The organism is Duganella phyllosphaerae (assembly GCF_001758785.1).
GTDB classification, from domain to species: domain Bacteria; phylum Pseudomonadota; class Gammaproteobacteria; order Burkholderiales; family Burkholderiaceae_D; genus Rugamonas; species Rugamonas phyllosphaerae.
Genome location: NZ_LROM01000066.1, coordinates 98079 through 117451 on the forward strand (window position 1 = coordinate 98079; position 19373 = coordinate 117451).

18 protein-coding genes are annotated in these 19373 nt (G+C 63.7%); 11 read left to right on the forward strand and 7 right to left on the reverse strand.

Going from position 1 to position 19373, the window contains the following annotated elements; genetic code table 11:
• Nucleotides 1-92: 92 nt before the first annotated feature.
• Nucleotides 93-476, reverse strand: a complete 384-nt coding sequence (locus DUPY_RS07830; protein WP_070247290.1) for a nuclear transport factor 2 family protein — start codon at nucleotides 474-476, stop codon at nucleotides 93-95.
• A gap of 88 nt (nucleotides 477-564) precedes the next feature.
• Entirely contained in the window at nucleotides 565-1740 is a 1176-nt protein-coding gene (locus DUPY_RS07835; RefSeq protein ID WP_084640600.1) for an NADH:flavin oxidoreductase/NADH oxidase, read from the reverse strand.
• A gap of 82 nt (nucleotides 1741-1822) precedes the next feature.
• Here DUPY_RS07835 and DUPY_RS07840 point away from each other — a divergent pair, with 82 nt between their 5' ends.
• Nucleotides 1823-2779 carry a LysR family transcriptional regulator gene (locus tag DUPY_RS07840; protein ID WP_070247260.1) on the forward strand — a complete coding sequence of 319 codons (957 nt, stop codon included), beginning with the start codon at nucleotides 1823-1825 and terminating at the stop codon, nucleotides 2777-2779.
• Here the strand turns inward: DUPY_RS07840 and choxAB are convergent.
• Together choxAB and DUPY_RS07850 are read right to left on the reverse strand one after the other, a co-directional pair.
• Nucleotides 2730-4325 (reverse strand): cholesterol oxidase, encoded by a 1596-nt coding sequence (gene choxAB, locus DUPY_RS07845; protein WP_070247261.1) that lies wholly within the window; start codon nucleotides 4323-4325, stop codon nucleotides 2730-2732. The genes DUPY_RS07840 and choxAB overlap by 50 nt on opposite strands.
• Nucleotides 4326-4409: 84 nt before the next feature.
• Nucleotides 4410-5351 (reverse strand): DMT family transporter, encoded by a 942-nt coding sequence (locus DUPY_RS07850; RefSeq protein ID WP_070247262.1) that lies wholly within the window; start codon nucleotides 5349-5351, stop codon nucleotides 4410-4412.
• A 269-nt stretch (nucleotides 5352-5620) separates the two neighbouring features.
• On the opposite strand from DUPY_RS07850, the gene DUPY_RS07855 reads away from it, so the two are divergent.
• Nucleotides 5621-7159, forward strand: a complete 1539-nt coding sequence (locus tag DUPY_RS07855) for a CitMHS family transporter (protein ID WP_070247263.1) — start codon at nucleotides 5621-5623, stop codon at nucleotides 7157-7159.
• Nucleotides 7160-7230: 71 nt separating this feature from the next.
• Nucleotides 7231-7416 carry a DUF1289 domain-containing protein gene (locus DUPY_RS07860; RefSeq protein ID WP_070247264.1) on the forward strand — a complete coding sequence of 62 codons (186 nt, stop codon included), beginning with the start codon at nucleotides 7231-7233 and terminating at the stop codon, nucleotides 7414-7416.
• 1 nt (nucleotide 7417) lies between these two features.
• Here the strand turns inward: DUPY_RS07860 and DUPY_RS07865 are convergent, their stop codons facing one another.
• A complete protein-coding gene (locus tag DUPY_RS07865; RefSeq protein WP_070247265.1) occupies nucleotides 7418-8134 on the reverse strand; it encodes a hypothetical protein in 717 nt (238 codons plus the stop codon).
• Between the two features lie 149 nt (nucleotides 8135-8283).
• Here DUPY_RS07865 and DUPY_RS07870 point away from each other — a divergent pair, with 149 nt between their 5' ends.
• The 7 genes from DUPY_RS07870 to DUPY_RS07895 all read left to right on the forward strand — a co-directional run bounded on the left by DUPY_RS07870 (nucleotide 8284) and on the right by DUPY_RS07895 (nucleotide 15728).
• The gene (locus tag DUPY_RS07870; RefSeq protein ID WP_141749464.1) at nucleotides 8284-9018 is read left to right on the forward strand and encodes a hypothetical protein; all 735 of its coding nucleotides are present in this window, start codon (nucleotides 8284-8286) and stop codon (nucleotides 9016-9018) included.
• Nucleotides 9019-9334: 316 nt separating this feature from the next.
• Entirely contained in the window at nucleotides 9335-9661 is a 327-nt protein-coding gene (locus tag DUPY_RS29225; protein ID WP_371851761.1) for an RES domain-containing protein, read from the forward strand.
• A 239-nt stretch (nucleotides 9662-9900) separates the two neighbouring features.
• A complete protein-coding gene (locus DUPY_RS07875; protein ID WP_070247267.1) occupies nucleotides 9901-10086 on the forward strand; it encodes a hypothetical protein in 186 nt (61 codons plus the stop codon).
• Entirely contained in the window at nucleotides 10083-11051 is a 969-nt protein-coding gene (locus DUPY_RS07880; protein ID WP_070247268.1) for an alpha/beta hydrolase, read from the forward strand. Before DUPY_RS07875 ends, DUPY_RS07880 begins: the two co-directional genes overlap by 4 nt.
• Nucleotides 11052-11138: 87 nt before the next feature.
• Entirely contained in the window at nucleotides 11139-12860 is a 1722-nt protein-coding gene (gene poxB, locus DUPY_RS07885; protein ID WP_070247269.1) for a ubiquinone-dependent pyruvate dehydrogenase, read from the forward strand.
• A gap of 15 nt (nucleotides 12861-12875) precedes the next feature.
• Complete coding sequence (locus DUPY_RS07890; RefSeq protein ID WP_070247270.1) at nucleotides 12876-13985, forward strand: NADH:flavin oxidoreductase/NADH oxidase; 1110 nt, start codon at nucleotides 12876-12878, stop codon at nucleotides 13983-13985.
• A gap of 105 nt (nucleotides 13986-14090) precedes the next feature.
• The gene (locus tag DUPY_RS07895) at nucleotides 14091-15728 is read left to right on the forward strand and encodes a family 43 glycosylhydrolase (RefSeq protein WP_229255279.1); all 1638 of its coding nucleotides are present in this window, start codon (nucleotides 14091-14093) and stop codon (nucleotides 15726-15728) included.
• A gap of 46 nt (nucleotides 15729-15774) precedes the next feature.
• Here DUPY_RS07895 and DUPY_RS07900 read toward each other — a convergent pair whose 3' ends face one another.
• Entirely contained in the window at nucleotides 15775-17202 is a 1428-nt protein-coding gene (locus DUPY_RS07900) for a sugar porter family MFS transporter (RefSeq protein WP_229255280.1), read from the reverse strand.
• Nucleotides 17203-17485: 283 nt separating this feature from the next.
• On the opposite strand from DUPY_RS07900, the gene DUPY_RS07905 reads away from it, so the two are divergent.
• Nucleotides 17486-18235 (forward strand): aldose epimerase family protein, encoded by a 750-nt coding sequence (locus DUPY_RS07905; RefSeq protein WP_229255288.1) that lies wholly within the window; start codon nucleotides 17486-17488, stop codon nucleotides 18233-18235.
• On the opposite strand, the gene DUPY_RS07910 is transcribed toward DUPY_RS07905, so the two are convergent.
• On the reverse strand, nucleotides 18236-19204 hold the full coding sequence (locus tag DUPY_RS07910) for a LysR family transcriptional regulator (RefSeq protein ID WP_070247272.1): 969 nt from the start codon (nucleotides 19202-19204) through the stop codon (nucleotides 18236-18238).
• Nucleotides 19205-19373: the final 169 nt, after the last annotated feature.

Below are 19373 nucleotides of genomic sequence, written 5' to 3' on the forward strand. Positions count from 1 at the left end.
GTTCCTGTAGGCTAGGGGCGTGGGCGGACAAAGCGGCGATAGTAACAACATTCATGCTTGCCGTCACCATCGACCGGTCGCCCGCTGCTCCATCACGGCACCACGTGAGTGTGATAGATCTTGCTCACCACGGTCCAATGGCCGTCGACCTTCAGTAGGTTGAAGAAGTCGGTGAAGCAGAAGCCGGAGATGTCATTGGTGTCGATGCGCGCGCTGGCGGCCGTACCCACGATGTCGACGTTGACGATTGCACCCTGCGCTTCGGGCGAGGGTTTGAAGCTGCTGTCGATGCCCTCGAACAGCAGATCAATGGCGCCGCCGGTCAGCTTACCCGCGCCATCGACGCCGAACATGGTGGCCTGCGGGTGAAAGGCCGGTGTCATGAGGCTGCTGTCGGCCTGCTTGGCGCCCTGGTTGTACTGGTCCAGTACCGCGACGATGGCTTGATAGTCTTGCACGTAGATTGGTTTGTTCATGGTATTGCTCCTCTTCATGGTAAAACCGGCCGGGTGGCCGGCATGGGGCTGGTTGTTGGTGCCGGTGGTTGCGGGTTGCTGCTGGTCGCTACTGGTTGCTGCCGTCGCTACGGTGGCTGCCGGTGCCGGCAGGCGGCGTGGCAGCATTGGCGGGGGTCCATGGCCCCAGTTGCTGCAACTTGGCCTGGCGATGCTGCAGCCACCAGCCTACCTGAGGATGCCAGGCTGTCTGTGTAGCCTGCTGCTGCGCATGCAGCGGAAAATGCGGGTCGCGCAGTGCGGCATGGCCCAGGGCAACCAGGTCGGCCTCGCCGCCGGCGATCACGGCCTCGGCCTGCCGCCGATCGACGATCATGCCCACGGCCATGGTGCCGATCTGCGCCTCGCGGCGGATCTGGGCAGCGAACGGTACCTGGAAGCTGTAGCCGGTCGGGTAGTCATAGACGTTGAAGCCACCGGCCGAGCAGTCGATCACGTCCACGCCGACTTCCTTCAAAATCTTGGCGAACGCCACGCTGTCTGCGATGGTCCAGCCGTCGCTGCTGCCATCGACCGCCGACAGTCGCACGAACAGCGGCTTGTCCTGCGGCCAAAGCGCACGCACCTCGACGGCGATTTCCAACGGCAGGCGGATGCGGTTTTCGAAGCTGCCGCCATATTCGTCGGTGCGGTCGTTGGTCAGCGGCGACAAAAAGGCATTGAGCAGAAAACCATGGGCGTAGTGCAGTTCCAGCACATCGAAGCCGGCCTGCAACGCGCGCCGTGCAGACGCCAAAAAGTCGGCGCGCACCTTGGCGATACCCTGCGCATCGAGCGCATCCGGCACCAGCCAGCCGGCAGCTACCGGGCGCGCGCTCGGCGACACTACCTGCCACGGCAGTTCGCCGCGGGCGGCATCGGCTTGGTCGAGCGGGCCGTTGCCTTCGTAGGCGCGCTGGATGCTGGCCTTGGGGCCTGCATGAGCGATCTGGATGCCGGGCGTGGCCCCGTAGCTCCTGGCGAACGCCGCAATGCGCGCCAAGTTGGGGATATGGTCGTCGTCCCACAGGCCCAGGTCGCCATGGGTGATGCGGCCTTCCGGCGCGACTGCGGTCGCCTCGAGCATCAGCAAGCCGAAGCCACCGAGGGCGAAGCGGCCGTAGTGCACCGCGTGGTAGTCGTTGGCATAGCCATCCTTTGCCGTGTACTGGCACATCGGGCTGAGGACGTAGCGGTTGCGCAGCGTGACGCCGCGCAGGGTAAGAGGTTCGAAGATTTTGTTCATGACGTGGGTCTCGTAGTGGTGCGATGTAACCAGTATGCGGATCGACGATAATGACGTAAATAGTCATTGCCGGAGATAGAGTATGGATAAAAAAGTCATAATCGATAGGCAGTCTGCGCCGCCCCTGCACCTGCCCGGACTGATGACCTTCGAGGCTGCCGCCAGGCGGTTGAATTTTGCGCGCGCGGCGGCCGAACTCGGCGTTACCCCCACGGCGATCTCGCGCACCATCAAGAAGCTCGAAGCGCAACTGGGCGTGCGGCTGTTCAACCGCACCACCCGCAGTGTGAGCCTGACCGAGGCGGGTGCTGCCCTGAACGCGTCGCTGGCGCCGGCGCTGGCGTTGATACGCAACTCGCTGGCGCAAGCCCTGACCGCGACCGATCAACCGTCGGGCACGCTGCGGGTGAGTTGCTCGTATGTGGCCTACCGCATCCTGGTCGAACCGCATCTGGCGGCTTTCCTTGCGCACTATCCGCTGATTAACGTGGAGGTCTCGCTCGATAACCAGCTCAGCGACATCGTCAACGCTGGTTTCGACGTGGGCATCCGGATGGGCCGCAAACTGCAGAACGACATGATTTCGGTGCTGTTGGGCATGGTGCAAAAACGCATCGTGGTGGTGGCGTCCGATTACTTCCGCGAGCGCACCGAGCCCACTGCCATCGCCGAACTGCTCGAACACAATTGCATCCGCCAGCGCTACTCGGTCGGCGGCAGAATGTATGACTGGCGTTTTGACGACCAGGGGCAAAGCGTACACATCGATGTGCAGGGGCGCCTGACGTTCGATGAAATGCGCACCGTGCTCGATACCGCGCTACAAGGCCACGGCATCGCTTTTGTGCTGGAAGCGTTTGCGCGGCAGGAATTGGACAGCGGCGCGCTGCGGCATATTTTGACCGATCACTGGGGCCTGGACGACGCCTTTCATTTGTACTACCCGCACCGCGAACACATGCCGGGAAAACTGCGCGCGTTCGTCGATTTCATGCGCGCGGCGGCACATGGCTCATCGCATGTTCGGTCAGCGCCGTGATGGTCAGGCTGGGATTGACGCCGAGGTTGGCGCCCAGCATCGAGCCGTCGCAGATGTACATATTGCGGTAGCCGAACACGCGGTTCCTGCCATCGCACACACCTTCGGCAGGTGTGCGGCCGATGCCGGCGCCGCCCATGCAATGCGCGGTCATCGGGATATTGAGCAGGATCTCCGTCATCGATGTGAGCGGCACGCCGCCGGTGGCCCTGGCGGCCTTGATGGTGAAGTCGTTGGCGGAAGGGATGAAGGTGGGAATGCGAGCGCCGTGCGTGGTCAGCTGTTTTGAAAACGGCCAGAACCAGCGGCGCTTGAGCTTCATGGTCAGATGGCCGTCGAGCGTTTGCATGCACAGGAAAATCATCGATTCGCGCGCCCAGCCACGAGGTGAGAGCGCGCGCAAGGTTGTTACCGGCCGCGTGACGAGCAGCTTGAGCAGGGTGGCGGCCCAGGTGACGATCCTGGTCCAGCCGGGTCGGCCCAGCGTCATCACGGTGGTGAGCATTCCCATGGCGTCCGAGCCCTCGGGATAGCGTACTGTCTCGATATGGGTGTGGGTATCGATATGGATGCCGGAACCGATGGCGACGCCGCGCGACAGATCGGGGCCGGAACCGGGGAAGCGCACGCCGATCAGCGACTCGGCATTGGTGCGCACGTACTTGCCCAGGGCGTCGGAGATGTTCGGCAACGATCCCTTGTCCCGCAGCCGGAACAGCAAATCCTGCGTGCCCAGCGACGACGCGGCAAACACCACGCCCCGACAGCTGATGCGGCGCCGCTGGCCGCGTTCGGGTCCGGATACCACCAGCAGTTCCACCCGGTAGCCGTCCGCACCGTCGGCCTTGTCGTTCAACGGTCGCACGTCGGCCACCCTGGTCTCCGCGAACAGTGCCGCACCTTGCTGCTCGGCCAGGTACAGGTAGTTTTTATCGAGCGTGTTCTTGGCGTTCTTGCCGCAGCCGACCATGCAGCCGCCACAGCCGTCGCAGGCAGTGCGGGCCGGACCGGCGCCACCGAAATACGGGTCGGGATAGGTGACGCCGGGCTTGCCGAAGAACACGCCCACCTCGGTCGGATAAAACGATTTTTCCACGCCCACCGCAGCGGCCATCTCCCTTAGCCGCAGGTCCGCCGGTCCCAGCAGCTGGTTGGTCGTGACGCCCAGCATGCGCTTGGCTGTCTCGAAATGGCCTGGCATGACGGCCTGCCAGTCGTTCAGACCGGCCCAGCTGCCCTGTGACCAGACCGTGGCAGGCGGCACCAGCAGGGTATTGCCATAAGTGATGGAGCCGCCGCCGACCGCGTTTCCGTGCAGGACAACGACATGGCGAAAGAACTGCATGCTGAAAAAGCCGTTCAATCCCAGCGCCGGGCGCCAGAGCCAGCGCGACAGCGACCACGTGGTCTTGGGCAGGTTGTCGGCGCTCCAGCGCCGGCCTTGCTCGACCACCACCACGCGATAGCCTTTTTCCACCAGCCGCAGTGCGGAAACACTGCCGCCGAAGCCGGAGCCGATTATCACGAAGTCGTAGTCACGATGCACCTGTGTCTCCCCGGCGTCTGTTATGTTTTACCTTCGAACATGAACATTACTACCTTCCCTTGACTAACTCAACGCCTAGGGGAACTAATCCTGGTTGCTTCGCGTCACCAGCCATATCCCGCCGCATACCAGCAGCAGCGCGGCCAGGTTTTTCCATTCCAGGATGGTTTCGTTGAGGAACAAGGCTGACAAGGCCGAGCCGAATACCGGCACCAGGAAGGCGAACACGCTGATCTTGCCGACCGGGTTGTACTTCAGCAGCAAGCTCCACACGGTAAAGGCCACGGCCGAGAGCAATGCCAGGTACACCAGCAGTGCAGTCGAGGCCGGCGTCATGGTACCGAGGGTGCCACCGGTCACGTACCCGCCCACCAGCAAGGCCAGGCCGCCGATGGCCAGCTGCCAGCCGGTCATGACCATCGCGTCCATGTTCTTCGAGACGTATTTGCCGTAAATGGAGGCCGCCGACAGCACGAACGCGGCAATGACGATAAAACCTTCGCCCAGCAGCGACGGCGGCGCGGTGAGCGGACCGCCGCCGGCATTGACCGTCAATACGCCGGCAAAGCCGAGCAGGCATCCAATACTCTTGCGCGGCGACAGCTTGTCGTTGTGATAGACGAAGTGCGCCAGCAGCACGCTGAAGAAGGTGGTGGTGGCGTTCAGGATCGAGGCGCGCACGCCGGTGGTGTACGCCAGGCCAATATAAAAGAACACGTATTGCAGGCCGGTTTGCGCCACACCGAGTGCCGCTACCTGGCCGAACTGTTTGCGGTCCAGCCGCAGCACCGGTTTGCGCATGCAAGCGGCCAGCACCAGCAGGCAGAGGCCGGCGAGCAGAAAACGATAACCGGCAAAAATTAGCTTGGACGGCACGTCATGCTGAGCGATACCGAGCATCTCGTAACCGTTCTTGATCGCCGGGAAGGAGCTGCCCCACAGGACACAGCACAGCGTGGCCAGCGCCAGCACCATTTTTGGATTGGAAAAAAACTGTTGCCCGTACGGCGATGCTGCTTTGCTCATGAGATTGCTTGTGATCGTTTGTGATTGCCTGTAATTGCTTGTTAAGCGTTTACCAAAGCTCGCCATGATACTGCACATTCAACAGGGTCGTACCTGGTCGGAGGATCGCTCGCGGCGAGGCCAGCACATTGTCATGAACGCCTCGGCCCGCACTGAAAGACAATTGAAAGCTTCGGGCGTTTATAGTATTCACATTGCTGATGTTGCATATGCGAGAAAACTATAACCCCGGCGTGATTGCCGGAGATGAAATGCTTGGAGGAAATCAAATGTTGACCGTGCTAGCCTATTCGATGGTCGTTGTCTTTATGTTCCTGATCATGACCAAGCGCCTGCCGGCGCTGGTGGCGCTGATCCTGGTGCCGGTGCTGTTCGGCGTGATCGGCGGCTTTGCCCCCGAACTCGGGCCGATGATGCTCGCGGGTATCAAACAACTGGCGCCGACCGGCGTCATGCTGATGTTCGCCATCCTGTACTTCGGCATCATGATCGACGCCGGCCTGTTCGACCCGGTCGTCAAGCTGATCCTGAAACTGGTCAAGGGCGACCCGTTGAAAATCGTGGTCGGCACGGCCGCGCTGACGATGATCGTCTCGCTCGACGGCGACGGCGCCACCACCTACATGATTACCGTGTCGGCCATGCTGCCGCTGTACCAGCGCCTCGGCATGAGCCGCCTGGTGATGGCCTGCGTAATCATGCTGGCCGGCGGCGTGTTCAATATCCTGCCATGGGGCGGCCCGACCGCCCGCGCCGCCAGCGCCCTGGGCGTGGACGTCGGCCACATCTTCGTGCCGATGATCCCGGCCATGATCGTCGGCGTGTGCTGGGTGCTGTTCGTGGCTTATGTTCTGGGCCGCAAGGAACGCAAACGCCTGGGCGTGGTGGACTTGCTGCCGCTGAAATCGAAAGCTGCCAAGGCTGCCAAGGTTGCCAAGGAAGAGCAAGACGCCGCCCCGGTTCCGCAGAAAGCCTATGCCGGTTTCGAACAACCGCGCCAGGCCAATGCTGCGATGGGCGGTTACACCCCGTCCAATGGCGACATGCAATTCGGCCACAGCGACGGTGCGCGCTTCGTTGCCCGCCGCTCGGGCGGCGACCGCAAGGTCATCCACATGAATTGCCCGCCCGAGGTCGAGAACTGCGACGACATCAAGGTCGGCGATCCGAAGACCGCGCGTCCGAAACTGATCTGGGTGAATTTCCTGCTGACGCTGGGCCTGATGGTAATGCTGGTGCTGGCCGTGCTGCCGCTGCCGGTGCTGTTCATGATTGCGTTTGCCGTGGCCATCATGATCAACTACCCGAACATGGAAGAACAAAAAGAGCGCATCGCCGCCCACGCCGGCAATGTGCTGCCGGTGGTCTCGCTGATCTTTGCCGCCGGTATTTTCGTCGGCATCCTGCAAGGCACCAAGATGGTCGATGCGATTGCGGCAAGCGTGATCTATGCGATTCCAGAGTGGATGGGCCCGCACCTGGCCATCGTTACCGGTTTGCTCAGCATTCCGTTCACGTTCTTCATCTCGAATGACGCGTTCTACTTCGGTATCGTGCCGATCCTGGCCAAGGCCGCTGCGGTCTACGGCATCACCGGCGCCGAAATCGGCCGCGCCTCGATCATCGGCCAGCCGGTGCACTTGCTGAGCCCGCTGGTGGCGTCCACCTACCTGCTGGTCGGTATGGCGAAGATCGAGTTCGGCGACCACCAGCGGTACACGCTGCTCTGGGCGATCTCGGCTTCGCTGGTGATGCTGGTGGCGGCGCTGGTGTGTGGCGTGATCCCGTTCATGGGCGTTGCAAGCTGATCCTGGCTGTGCGGTAAAATAGCGATTCGAAGGCCGGCTTGTTGCCGGCCTTTTTCTTGTTGAAGGTATTCATGGCAGTCAAGTCTCCCTGCACCGGCGTGTGCGAATTCGAAGGCCGGACCGGCTACTGCGGCGAATGCCTGCGCACGCTGGACGAGGCGCGCTCGTGGAAAAAGATGACCGACCACAAGCGTCACCAGATCATCAACGACAAACCGCGCCGCATCCAGAAGCTGGCCAAGGCGACCAGCACTTAGGTCACTTGCCCAGCAGGCGCAGCGACTCTTCCCAGTTGCCCAGCCATGCATGCAGGAAGTCGTGCGACTTGAATGCCCGCTTCAAGGGGCCGATCGGGGCGCGGTACACGTCGTGCAGGCCGAGGGCCAGCGTGACCGGGTTCCATACCGCGTTACGCTTCGACTTCTTGGCGCTGGCTTTGACGCGCGCGCCATCGTCGCCAAAAATCCCGATCGCTTCATCGAGCGCCTGCTCCAGGTTCAACTTCACCAGCGCGCCAAACGCCTGCAGCACTTCGGCCTTGCCGATGCCGGCCTGGGTTTCGGTGGTGGCGAGTTTCTGTTTTTCCTCTTTCGAGACCTGCGCCTCCTGTTTCAGCCTGGCCACCAGCCGTTCGAGGTCGCGCTTCTGAAAGCGCAGCTGGTCCAGTGGACGGGTAAAGCCGGGTGGCGGCAGCCGCACCGGCAGCTTGTAGGCGTCCTTGGTCATGGTGATCAGCACGTCCGCGCTGCCGGCCGCCAGCCGGGCCACGTCGTCTTCGAAATAGACCGGGGCGGCATAGCCGCCGTTGGCGTCGCCGAACAGCTCGGGATAAGCAGCATCGTAGTCGAGCCAGACCACCGGGATCAGCGCGTTCTCGAGCATGCGCGCCAGGGTCCACGGCGCGCCCGTCTCTTGGGCGAGCCAGGCGCAGGCTTCGGCGGTGGTGGCCCGGAAGGGCAGGTCGGTGGTGCTCATGGTCTCTCTCGGGGTGTCGGTGGCGCGCAGAATAACATGCAGGTGCCAATCGCTGATCGCCAGCCTGTTGCTAAAAAGTTGTTTTGGTTGCTTTGGTTGCCAACTTGCGACATGCGTGTACAATCAAACCATTCGAAAAGGAGGTTGTGATGTCAAAGCAATCCGTTGAAAAAACCACGCGTCCGCGAGAGTTGCGGCAGGATCAGGCAAGGTACGGCGCGCATTCAAAAGAGCGTGCTTCAGGATCGCCTGCCCTCATACTACGCGGCGCTGATCTCGGCGATGGCTTTTACGTTGTGCAGCTGACCGACGAAGCGATCGAGAAATTAAATTCCGCAACCTCCAGCCTGCAGTTTTCTTCGCAACATTTGCGTCATGTTCCAAAGATGAGCCGCGAGCAGATGGCCGATCTCGTTGCACGGATCAAGCGGCGTTCCTCGGCCGGAAGTGCAACAGCGGAAGATGAAGCTGGTATGGTTTCGCCAACAGAGAACCTGGAGTTTCTTGAACGCTTGAGCGATATGGAGCGCAGTGAGACGAGTACGCTGGAAAAGAGCGGCCAGCTGCTTGACTCGCAAGTGCTGGCAGCATTGATGGGGGTAACACGCCAGGCTATCAATAAAGCCGAGGCCGAACTACGCATGTTCTCGCTTGATGGGGCTGCTGGCAAAAAGCTCTATCCGGCATTCTTTGCTGACAAAAAAATTGACCGTCGGGCCGTTCAAAAAGTGAGCAAGGCGCTGGAGCGCCTGGCAGGTTCCAGCAAATTGCAATTCTTTATGAATCCTCGCGTTTCACTGGGTAAGAAAACCCCTGTGGAGGCGCTTCGTCGAGGAAAATTTGAGCAGGTCTTGGCAGCTGCAGTAGCATTTCGCGAGGCGTGATTGGCTGCTCTTCGGCTGAGGGTGCCGGATAAATCCCTCTCGACCAGTACCGACCTGGATGTGGTCTCACTCTCGGCGTGCGAGATGATACGCATTTCGGGATTTTCCAGCGACGAGCCGTTTTTCGGTGTCAGCGGGGGTAATCGTTTCGACGCACCCGGATGCGTGGTTAAAGCACCAGAATATGCCAGCTGTTACCCGGGACTGAGTTTTGAATGTTGCCCTCGCCTAGTCTTTGCTGCACGACGCGGTGCATGCCAAAGGGAAATTCAGCATTGCCCGGTCTGAATTTGATCGCCGCTGGGTCCATCGGTTCGTGGCAAGGTTGAATCTATTCGACTTGACTGGCCATTTGTTAAAGGCGATGGGAGGACATGCGGGATTATCAGGAACGGGAAACTACAAGGTAACGCAGAAATGGGCAAAAGCTGTATTTGACAATCCCCTGAAAGTTGACGGCTTCATGTATGTTTCACGCCATCTCCCGAACGCTAAGGCGGTGGTCCTGTTTGACCGGGCGAGAGGCAAGCTTGCCTCACAGGGCCTCTCAAGCCCTTTGATCGGCGCGCCTGAGTTATTAAGCGCACTACACAATTTTCGGATACAGGTGCCCGTACCTAAGCCTGGAATCAAGCCACGCTAATTTCAAAAACATGAAGTCAGGCCGACCGCATTAAGATTTGCAGCTTCTTCGTCCAGCGTGGCGCTGTAGACGCGGGTGAGGGCGCAGCGGCCGAGTAGCGAGCAGGCCAGCAATGGCACTATCAAACGTAACATCGGTTCATCCTTTTTACTGTCAAGCGCCAGAGTGTACCGTGGAAGACTGCGCGCACTGTTCGCCGCCGTACCGTGCGCCGGCGCGCCTTATGCGATAGTGATGAGATGGATATCAAAAAACTTCCGCGTACCGATGCCCACCAGGCATCCATCGTGCGCCAGGGCCTCGAGTGGGCCCGCACCTACGGTCAACGCAGTGCCGCCGCCTTCCTGCTGGTGCGCAAGGTGCCGCGCCCGGTGGTCGAACGCATTCTCGCTGCCGCCACCCGCAAGGAAGACCGGGCGCGATGAGCCTGGTGTTTGAACCGCGGGCGCTTGACGACATGCGCAGCTTCAACCGCAAGCTGGCCTGGGCTCCGCGTTTCAGGATCAGCAACCGGGTGATGCCGTTCATGATCCAGTCCTTGCTGCGCCTGTCCCAGTTCGTTCCTGACGTGCGCACCATCAGATCCGGCGTGCGCATCGCGCGGTGCACGGTGCAGGCCGACGGGCTGAGCGTGCCGGTGCGGCTGCTGCGCGGCCCCGGGCCGGCGCGCGCCGTGGTGCTCGATTTTCACGGCGGCGGCTGGGCCATCGGCAACGCCAGAATGAACGACCAGCTCAACGCCGAACTGATTGCCGCCTGCGACGTGGCCGTGGTGTCGGTCGATTACCGTCTGGCCACCAGTGCGCCGCTGGCCGCCATCATGGACGATTGCCTGGCGGCCGCGCGCTGGCTGCTCGGTGGCGGTCTGCCGGAATTCGACGGCTTGCCGGTGTTCGTGCTCGGCGAGTCTGCCGGCGGCCACCTGGCTGCTGCCACGCTGCTACGGCTCAAGGCCTGGCCTGATCTGCTGCGCCGTATCGACGGCGCCATACTGTATTACGGCGTTTACGACCTGGCCGGCACGCCGAGCGTGCACGCAGCCGGCGCCAATACGCTGGTGCTGCACGGGCCGTCGATGGCCGCGTCGCTGCGCCTGCTCACGCCCGGCCTCACCGACGAGCAGCGCCGTGCGGCGCCGGCGTCGCCGTTGTACGGCGACCTGGCCGGGCTGCCGCCGGCAATCATGGTGGCCGGCGAGCGCGATCCGCTGCGCGACGACACCACGCTGATGGCCGCGCGCTGGGGCGCCGTGGCAGCTGTCGAATGCCACGTGGTGCCCGAGGCGCCGCACGGATTCATACGCTTCCCTGTGCGCATGGCGGCGCAGGTGCGTGGCCGCGTGCATGACTGGATCAATGACCGCAGCAGGGCGCGCTTACCTCCACAATAGGAGATGCCAAACGCCGGCGCGCGCCGCTACACTGGTTTCATCTTGAACCGTTTATCATCTTGAACCATTGATCGAGGAGTATTGACCATGAGTGGAACTGCAGCGGACTATCTGGCAAGCACCCTGGCCCAGGCGGGCGTCAAGCGTATTTATGGCGTGGTGGGCGATTCGCTCAACGGCCTCACCGATTCGCTGCACCGGCAGGCGCAGATCGACTGGGTGCACATGCGCCATGAAGAAGGCGCGGCCTTTGCGGCTGGCGCCGAGGCCCATCTGACCGGCGAGCTGGCCGTGTGCGCCGGCAGCTGCGGTCCCGGCAACCTGCACCTGATCAACGGCCTGTACGACTGCCAGCGCAGCGGCGTGCCGGTGCTGGCAATTGCCGCCCATATTCCGAGCGCCGAAATCGGCATCGACTACTTCCAGTCCACCCACCCGGAAAGCCTGTTCAAGGAGTGCAGCCATTACGTCGAGCTGGTGTCCAACCCGGCGCAGCTGCCGCAGATCCTGCACCGCGCCATGCGCGTGGCGGTAGCCCGGCGCGGCGTGGCCGTGGTAGTCATCCCCGGCGACATCGCCACCGGGCGCCTGCATGCCGAACCACCCGAGTGGCTGCTGCCAGTGGCGCCATCGGTCCAGCCGCAAGCGGCCGAGGTGGCGCAGCTGGCGACCATCCTCAACGAGTCCGAACGCGTGGCCCTGTTTTGCGGCGCCGGTTGCGCCGGCGCCCATGCCGAGGTGATGGAACTGGCGCGCACGCTGCAGTCGCCCATCGTCCACACGCTGCGCGGCAAGGAACACATCGAATACGACAACCCCTACGACGTGGGCATGACCGGCCTGGTGGGCTTTGCGTCCGGCTACAAGGCCATGAAGCGTTGCGATACGCTGGTGGTGCTGGGCGCCGATTTTCCGTATCGCCAGTTCTTCCCCGAACATGCGCGGATCGTGCAGATCGACGTGCGCGCCGAGGCGCTCGGCAACCGTTGCCCGCTCACGCTCGGACTGCTGGGCGGCGTGAAGGAAACACTGACCGCCCTGCTGCCCAGGCTCGAGGCCAAGACCGACGGCAGCTTCCTGTCCAGCGCCCAGCAAGACTACGTGGAAGCCCGCAAGGACCTGGACAAACTGGCCGAGCTCGACGAAGGTACGCGCCACATCCACCCGCAGGCGGTCACCCGCATCGTCAGCGAGCTGGCGGCAGACGACGCGATTTTCACCTGCGACGTCGGCACGCCCATCGCCTGGACCGCGCGCTACCTGAAACTCAACGGCAAGCGCCGCCTGGTAGGATCGTTCAACCACGGTTCGATGGCCAACGCCATGCTGCACGCGATCGGCGCACAAGTGTCGCACCCGGACCGGCAAGTGATATCGTTCTCCGGCGACGGCGGCTTTGCCATGATGATGGGCGAGTTCCTCACGCTGCTGCAACTGGACCTGCCGGTGAAGATCGTGGTGCTCAACAACGGCACGCTGGGCTTCGTGGAAATGGAAATGAAGGCGAACGGCTATCCGGACGTGGGCTGCGACCTGAAAAACCCCAACTTCGCCGCCATGGCCGAAGCCATGGGCATCAAGGGCATCCGCGTGGAAGACCCGCAGGCGCTCGAAGGTGCAATTGCCGCCGCACTGGCCCACAAGGGGCCGGTGCTGGTGGACGTGGTCACGCCGCGCCAGGAACTGATCATGCCGCCGAAAACCTCAATGGAGGAGGCCGGCAACTTCGGCCTGTTCATGCTCAGGGCCGTGCTCGATGGCCGCGCCGGCCAATTGATCGACCTGGCCAAAGTCAACCTGCTACGCTAAACAAAAGGAAGCACCATGCCGCAATCCCGATTATTCACGCCGCTCAAGGTCCGCAACCTCACGCTCGACAACCGCATCGTCATCGCGCCGATGTGCCAGTACTCGGCTGTCGATGGCTGCATGAACGACTGGCACCAGATGCACCTCGGGCAACTGGCGCAGTCGGGCGCGGCGCTGCTCACCATCGAAGCGACCGCCGTGCTGCCCGAAGCGCGCATCAGCTACGGCGACGTGGGCCTGTACGACGACGCCACCCAGGCTGCCATGGGCCGGGTGATCGACTCGATCCGGCGCTGGTCCGACATGCCGGTTGCGGTGCAACTGAACCACGCCGGCCGCAAGGCGTCCACCCAGAAACCGTGGGACGGCGGCGCCCAGATCGCCCCGGGCCAGCCTAACGGCTGGCCTACCGTCGGACCGTCGGCGGTAGCCTTCCGCGACGACTATGTGCCGCCGGCGGCGCTCGACAAGGAAGGCTTGCGCCGCATCCGCGACGGCTTTGATGCCGCCGCACGGCGCGCCGCCGACCTGGGCATCGACGTGATCCAGATCCACGCCGCGCATGGCTACCTGCTGCACCAGTTCATGTCGCCGGTCTCCAACCGGCGCACCGACGAATACGGTGGCTCGCTGGACAACCGCGCGCGCTTCCCGCTCGAAGTGTTCGACGCGGTGCGGGCAGCATTCCCGCACGACCGCGCCATCAGCGTGCGCATTTCCGGCACCGACTGGGTGCCGGGCGGCTTTACCATCGAAGAGGCGCAAGCCATCTCCACGATGTTCGAGGCGCACGGAGCGGATGCGATCCACGTCTCCAGCGGCGGCTCGCACCCGGACCAGCAAATCCCGGTCGGTCCCGGCTACCAGGTGCCGCTGGCGCGCGCCGTCAAAAGCGTGGTCAAGATACCGGTGGTGGCGGTGGGCCTGATCACCGATCCGCTGCATGCCGAAGCCATCATCGGCAATGGCGACGCCGACCTGGTGGCGCTGGCGCGCACCGTGCTGTACGACCCGCGCTGGCCGTGGCACGCGGCGGCCGCGCTGGGCGCACAGGTGAAGGCGGCCAACCAGTACCTGCGCTGCCAGCCTTCGCTGTACAAGGAGCTGTTTCAATCACCGCGATGACTAAATGCTCGCGGCGGCAGTTTTGATATGCCTGCCGCCCGAACCGGCATAGCCCGGGTGCTCCTCGTCCGCTAGAATTTCCGGCATAACAACGAGGAGAGACTGATGCGGTGTTCGATAACAAAAAACACAAGCTGCGCACGCTGGCTGCCCGGCTTGCTCCTGGCGATGGCCGCGTCCGGCATGGCGGGCGCCGGGCCTGTCGCGGCGGACAACGCGCCCGAAACGGCGATCACGGCCGACGACGCCAACCCGGCGAGCGCGGCCAACTCTGCCAGCCCGACCGCCGGCGCCACCGCAGCTGCAGCCAACCGCACCATCCGCAATGGCGACTTCTGGCGCGATACCAGCGGCGCACCGATCTACTCGCAGGGCGGCGGCGTGCTCAAGGTGGGCGACAGGTATTACTGGTACGGCGTCAAGTACGAGGAGGCAGTGCGCTACATCAAGGACCGGAAGGCCGACGGTGCTTCAACGAAATTCAATGCCGTCACAGCCTATTCATCGCTTGATCTGGTCAACTGGACCAACGAGGGCGAGGTCATCAAGGTGGCGGCTCCCGGCAAGATCTTCGAGCGCGACGCCTGGCTGGGCCGCCTTGGCGTGGTCTACCACCCGCGCACCGAAAAATACGTGCTGATCACCCAGTACGGCAGCAAGAGCGCCGGCAACGGCGTACTGTTCGCCACCAGCGACACGCCTGCCGGCCCCTTCACCTACCACAGCCTGCAAACCCAGGTCGCCAACGTCAACGGCCCGGCCACCGGCGACCAGACCGTGTTCGTCGACGACGACGGCCAGCCTTACCTGGTCTTCAGCAATTCCGGCGAACGGCGCCATTTGTACGTGGCGCCATTGCGCGCCAGCGACTTTCTGCAGGTGGAACCGGCCACGCTGGTGCACCAGGCGCCTGCCGGTGGACGTGAAGGCAACGCCATGTTCAAGCACAACGGCCTGTATTATTTCTGCTCGTCCGAGCTGCACGGCTGGAACGCTTCGCGCAGCTATTACATGACCGCCGCCAGCATCAACGGGCCGTACTCGCCCGAGCGCCTGATCGAGGGCACCGAAGCCGACTTTTCGCACGTCTCGCAAAACGGCTTTTTCATTCCCGTAACTGGCGGCAAGCAGGGCATGGTGCTGTTTGCCGGCGACCGCTGGAGCAATTACGCCGGTAACGGCGATGGGTATAACATCTGGGTGCCGCTCACGTTCGAGGGCACGGCGCCGGTGTTTCACTCGCTGAGCGAATTTTCGCTCGACCCCCAAAGTGGGGCCTGGCAGGCGGGCAAGGGCAACAACTACGTGCGCAACCCCGGTTTCGAGGCCGACCGCGTGGCGCAGACCGGCGTTGCCGGCTGGGTGGTCAGCTGGACCAATCTGAAAGGGCCGAGTCCCACCGTCAACGTACTGGACCGCCGCTCCGGACGCTGGGCGCTCACGCTGGCGCACGACCAGCACACCATGGGCAGCGCGGTGCAGAACGTGACCTTGCCCAATGGCCGCTACACGCTCAAGGCCTGGGTGAAAAGCAGCGGCGGCCAGAAGGTGGCGCGCCTGTACGCCTACGGCCACGGCGGACCGGAAGCGGCGGTGTCGCTCGCGACGGCGCGCGGCGGCTGGACCGAGGTGACCGTGCCTGGGGTGGCGGTCAGCAACGGCAGCGTGCAGGTGGGGCTGTATTCCGAAGGGCGGGACGGCCAGTGGCTCAAGGTCGATGATGTGAGCCTGGTGGCGGAGTAACAGGTCAACCCCGCAACCCCGGCCCTGGTCCTGCGGGCTTGGGGATCTAGCGCCAGCCCTGTTCGATCTCTTCCAGGCTCTTGCCACGCGTCTCGGGCAACTTGCGCAGCACGAATACAAACCCGGCCAGGCAAATCACCGCGTACAGCCAGAACGTCATCCCGGTGCCCATTGCCGCGTTGATCAGCGGGAAGGTGTAGGTCAGCAGGAAGCACGCCGCCCACAGCGCGGTGGTGGCCACCGCCATGCAGGCGCCGCGTACTTCCTGCGGGAAGATTTCGGACAGCGCCACCCAGGTCACCGGCGCCAGGGTCATCGAGTACACGGCAATTGCGGTCACGACCAGCAACAGCAGTGGCCAGCCTTGCCAGCCGGCCAGGTAGCAGGCGCCCAGCGCCAGGTAGATCACGAACAGGCCCGCGCAGCCGAGCAGCATCAGCCGGCGCCGGCCCCAGCGCTCGACGGTGGCCAGCGCCACCAGCGCGAACACGCAGTTGACCACGCCGGTGATGACGATGTTGAACAACATGTCCGACACCGCGTAGCCGGCCGAGGCGAAAATCTCCTGGGCATAATTGAAAATCACGTTGATGCCGCACCATTGCTGCAGCACCGCCAGCACGATGCCGATCACCAGCACGCGCGCAAAGCGCGGCTCGGCCAGTACCTGCCGCAGGCTGCGTCCGCTGGCGGCGCCCAGCGCGGTGCGGATGTCGTGCATGGCGTCGCGCGCGTAGTCGGCGCCGCCCAGCTTGTGCAGCGCCGCCTGCGCCTCGTGATGGCGGCCACGGCCGGCCAACCAGCGCGGACTTTCCGGAATCAGCAGGCAGCCAAGCAAAAACGCGACCGCTGGCACGGCAGCGGCGGCAAACATCCAGCGCCAGCCGGTGGTGCCGTTCCAGCTGGCGGCCAGCTGGGCGGCAGTGGCGCCGGCCGGCACCGGCTCGGCGATCAGGAGGTTGACGACCTGCGCGCCGAGGATGCCGAGCACGATGGCGATCTGGTTCAGGCACACCATGCGCCCGCGTATCGCGGCCGGGGCAATTTCGGCGATGTACACCGGTGACAGGCCGGCAGCCAGGCCGATGGCCACGCCGCCGATCATGCGCCAGGCGATAAAGCTGTCGAACGAGCCGGCCCAGCCGGTGCCCAACGACGACACGGCAAAGATCAGCGCTGCGATCAGCAGGCCGCGCCGGCGGCCCAGGCGGTCGCTGATCCAGCCCGAGCCGATGGCGCCGACCAGGCAGCCGACCAGTGCGCAACTGACGGCCCACGCCTGCTGCGCTGGCGCAACCAGTTGAAACCACGCCTCGTAAAACGGCTTGGCGCCGCCGATCACCACCCAGTCGTAACCGAACAGCAGCCCGCCCAGGGCAGACACGGCCGCCGCCAGCCACAAGGTTGTGGTCGAAGCTGGCGGGTTGGCTGCCGTCGCGCTGCCGGCTGCCGGCTGGTCTATTCCATGCATCATTGCTCGGTCCTTTGCTTGTCTCTTTATTGTAGGAGTTACTTCGTTCGCGATTTTACAAAGGAAAGCTGGCTCACAGCGGCTGCTATCTATGCCAATCCTGCTGTGAAGCATGACAAAGCAGCATGGCTGGGCTCCGGTGGCAACCGTATAATTCACCGGCCCCATCCATATCCGAAGGTTACTCCTGGACGCGCTCGAACTCCACTGCGGCGACAGCACCGCGCACCTGTATCCCGCCCACGGCGCTGCCATCGGCGCCTGGCAGTGGCGCGGCATCGCGCTGCTGCACGCGCCCGATGGCGTGGCTGCGTGCTTTCCCTTGGTGCCGTACGCCAATCGCATTGCCGGCGGCCGCTTGCCGGGCGAGGCACCGCTGGCACCGTATCCGGGCGAGGTCCACAGCCTGCATGGCGTAGGCTGGCGGCGCGCCTGGCGCGTGATCGAGCGCGAATCCCACTATGCCGTGCTGGGCTTGCAGCACCGGGCCGACCAGGACTGGCCATTCGACTTGGACGCCACGCTGACGATCGTGCTGGGCGATGCCAGCCTGAAGCAAACGCTGTGCGTGACCAATACCGGTACCCGCGCCATGCCGCTCGGCATGGGCTTCCATCCCTTTTTTCCGGCAGCGCCAGGGCAGGGCACGACGCTCGGCGCCAACTGGTCGGGCCGCTGGGGCGTCACGCCCGACCATTTGCCGGTGGGGCTGGCGCCGCAAGCGGTCGTGCCGGGGCCGGTGGACGTGGGGCCTTGGCAGGTCAACAATTGCCACACCGGCTGGGACGGCCGCGCGGTACTGGCCTATCCGCAGCACACGCTGGTGATGACCGCCGATCCGCTGTGCCGCTTCCTGCAGTGCTACCGGCCCGCAGCGGACAGCGCGTTCGTCGCCATCGAGCCGGTCACCCACGTTCCCAATGCTCACCAGTTGCGGGCGGCAGGCGTGGCCGATACCGGGCTGATCGACCTGGCGCCGGGTGCGGTGCGGTCGATTTCGATGACCATGCAGGTGCTGCGCCATGTCGATGGCTGATCATGCGGCTTGCCGCTTGCGCGATGCGTCGAGTTCCGCCATCGCTGCCTCGCGCAGCGCATCGGCCAGGATTTCTGCGCCCGGCGACAGCACGTGGCCCCGCCGCGTGATGATGCCATACGCGTCCATGCGCAACTTGAGGTCGAACGGCAGCGCCACCAGTTCGCCGGCCGCAAGTTGCGCCTGCACCAACTCCTTCGGCAGCGCCACCAGCATGTCGGTATCGGTGAGCAGCGCGACCACCAGCGGCACTGCCAGGGTTTCCACCGTTTCCGCTGGCGGCGCCAGTCCTGCGGACAGGAACAGGGCGGTGAGCCGGTCGCGCAGGATGCTGCCGGTGGGCGGCACGATCCACGACTGCTCCACCAGTTCGGCCAGTTGCAGATCGTCGCGGCCCACCAGCGGATGGCCGGCGCGCACGATCAGGTGGTGGACTTCGTCGCTGATCGGCTCGAAGTTGAGCAGCGGGACCACGGCGGTATCGAGGATACGGCCGAGCACCAGGTCGAGCTGGCCGTCGAGCAGGCGTTCCACCATCGACTTGCTGGTGCTGAAATCGACGACCAGGCTGGCCTTTTGCGACCTGGCCTTGAACAGCTTGATGGCCTGCATCAGGATGTTGGTGGCAGGCGTGAGCACGCTGCCGATCGCCACCCGGCCACCGATGCCCGAGAGCAGGGTGGAGATTTCGCAGTGCGCCGCATCCATCTCGGCCAGCGCCACGCCGGCGCGGCGTATCAGCATCTTGCCCGCCCAGGTGGGCACCACGCCGCGCGCCATGCGCTCGAACAGCTGGATGCCGAGCACGTGCTCGAGGTCGCTGATCAGGCGCGAGGCCGACGGCTGCGTCAGGCGTGCTGCGGCAGCGGCGTTGGCGATCGATGCGTGGCGGCCCAGTTCGACCAGCAGGATCAGGTGCCGCATCTTGAGATGGCTGCGGACAAAACGGTCGGAAAGTGTGCTGCTCATGCTCATTTGATGAATCGCCAAAGTGTGAAAGCGGGAGCTGTGCAAGCCCCCGACGTGGATCACCGCAAGTATCGGCGCGATGTACCGGAGAAGGCTATGGAGCTTGCGGTAACAATCATCTATTTGAGCAGAACCATGCGCCAGAATATCCTTGCCCGTAAGACAATAT

Excerpts from the sequence above, each read along its gene's own strand:
- DUPY_RS07830 (WP_070247290.1), bottom strand. The coding sequence starts at position 476 with ATGAACAAACCAATCTACGTGCAAGACTATCAAGCCATCGTCGCGGTA.
- DUPY_RS07835 (WP_084640600.1), bottom strand. The coding sequence starts at position 1,740 with ATGAACAAAATCTTCGAACCTCTTACCCTGCGCGGCGTCACGCTGCGC.
- DUPY_RS07840 (WP_070247260.1), top strand. The coding sequence starts at position 1,823 with ATGGATAAAAAAGTCATAATCGATAGGCAGTCTGCGCCGCCCCTGCAC.
- DUPY_RS07850 (WP_070247262.1), bottom strand. The coding sequence starts at position 5,351 with ATGAGCAAAGCAGCATCGCCGTACGGGCAACAGTTTTTTTCCAATCCA.
- DUPY_RS07855 (WP_070247263.1), top strand. The coding sequence starts at position 5,621 with ATGTTGACCGTGCTAGCCTATTCGATGGTCGTTGTCTTTATGTTCCTG.
- DUPY_RS07860 (WP_070247264.1), top strand. The coding sequence starts at position 7,231 with ATGGCAGTCAAGTCTCCCTGCACCGGCGTGTGCGAATTCGAAGGCCGG.
- DUPY_RS07865 (WP_070247265.1), bottom strand. The coding sequence starts at position 8,134 with ATGAGCACCACCGACCTGCCCTTCCGGGCCACCACCGCCGAAGCCTGC.
- DUPY_RS07870 (WP_141749464.1), top strand. The coding sequence starts at position 8,284 with ATGTCAAAGCAATCCGTTGAAAAAACCACGCGTCCGCGAGAGTTGCGG.
- DUPY_RS07875 (WP_070247267.1), top strand. The coding sequence starts at position 9,901 with ATGGATATCAAAAAACTTCCGCGTACCGATGCCCACCAGGCATCCATC.
- DUPY_RS07880 (WP_070247268.1), top strand. The coding sequence starts at position 10,083 with ATGAGCCTGGTGTTTGAACCGCGGGCGCTTGACGACATGCGCAGCTTC.
- poxB (WP_070247269.1), top strand. The coding sequence starts at position 11,139 with ATGAGTGGAACTGCAGCGGACTATCTGGCAAGCACCCTGGCCCAGGCG.
- DUPY_RS07890 (WP_070247270.1), top strand. The coding sequence starts at position 12,876 with ATGCCGCAATCCCGATTATTCACGCCGCTCAAGGTCCGCAACCTCACG.
- DUPY_RS07895 (WP_229255279.1), top strand. The coding sequence starts at position 14,091 with ATGCGGTGTTCGATAACAAAAAACACAAGCTGCGCACGCTGGCTGCCC.
- DUPY_RS07900 (WP_229255280.1), bottom strand. The coding sequence starts at position 17,202 with ATGATGCATGGAATAGACCAGCCGGCAGCCGGCAGCGCGACGGCAGCC.
- DUPY_RS07910 (WP_070247272.1), bottom strand. The coding sequence starts at position 19,204 with ATGAGCAGCACACTTTCCGACCGTTTTGTCCGCAGCCATCTCAAGATG.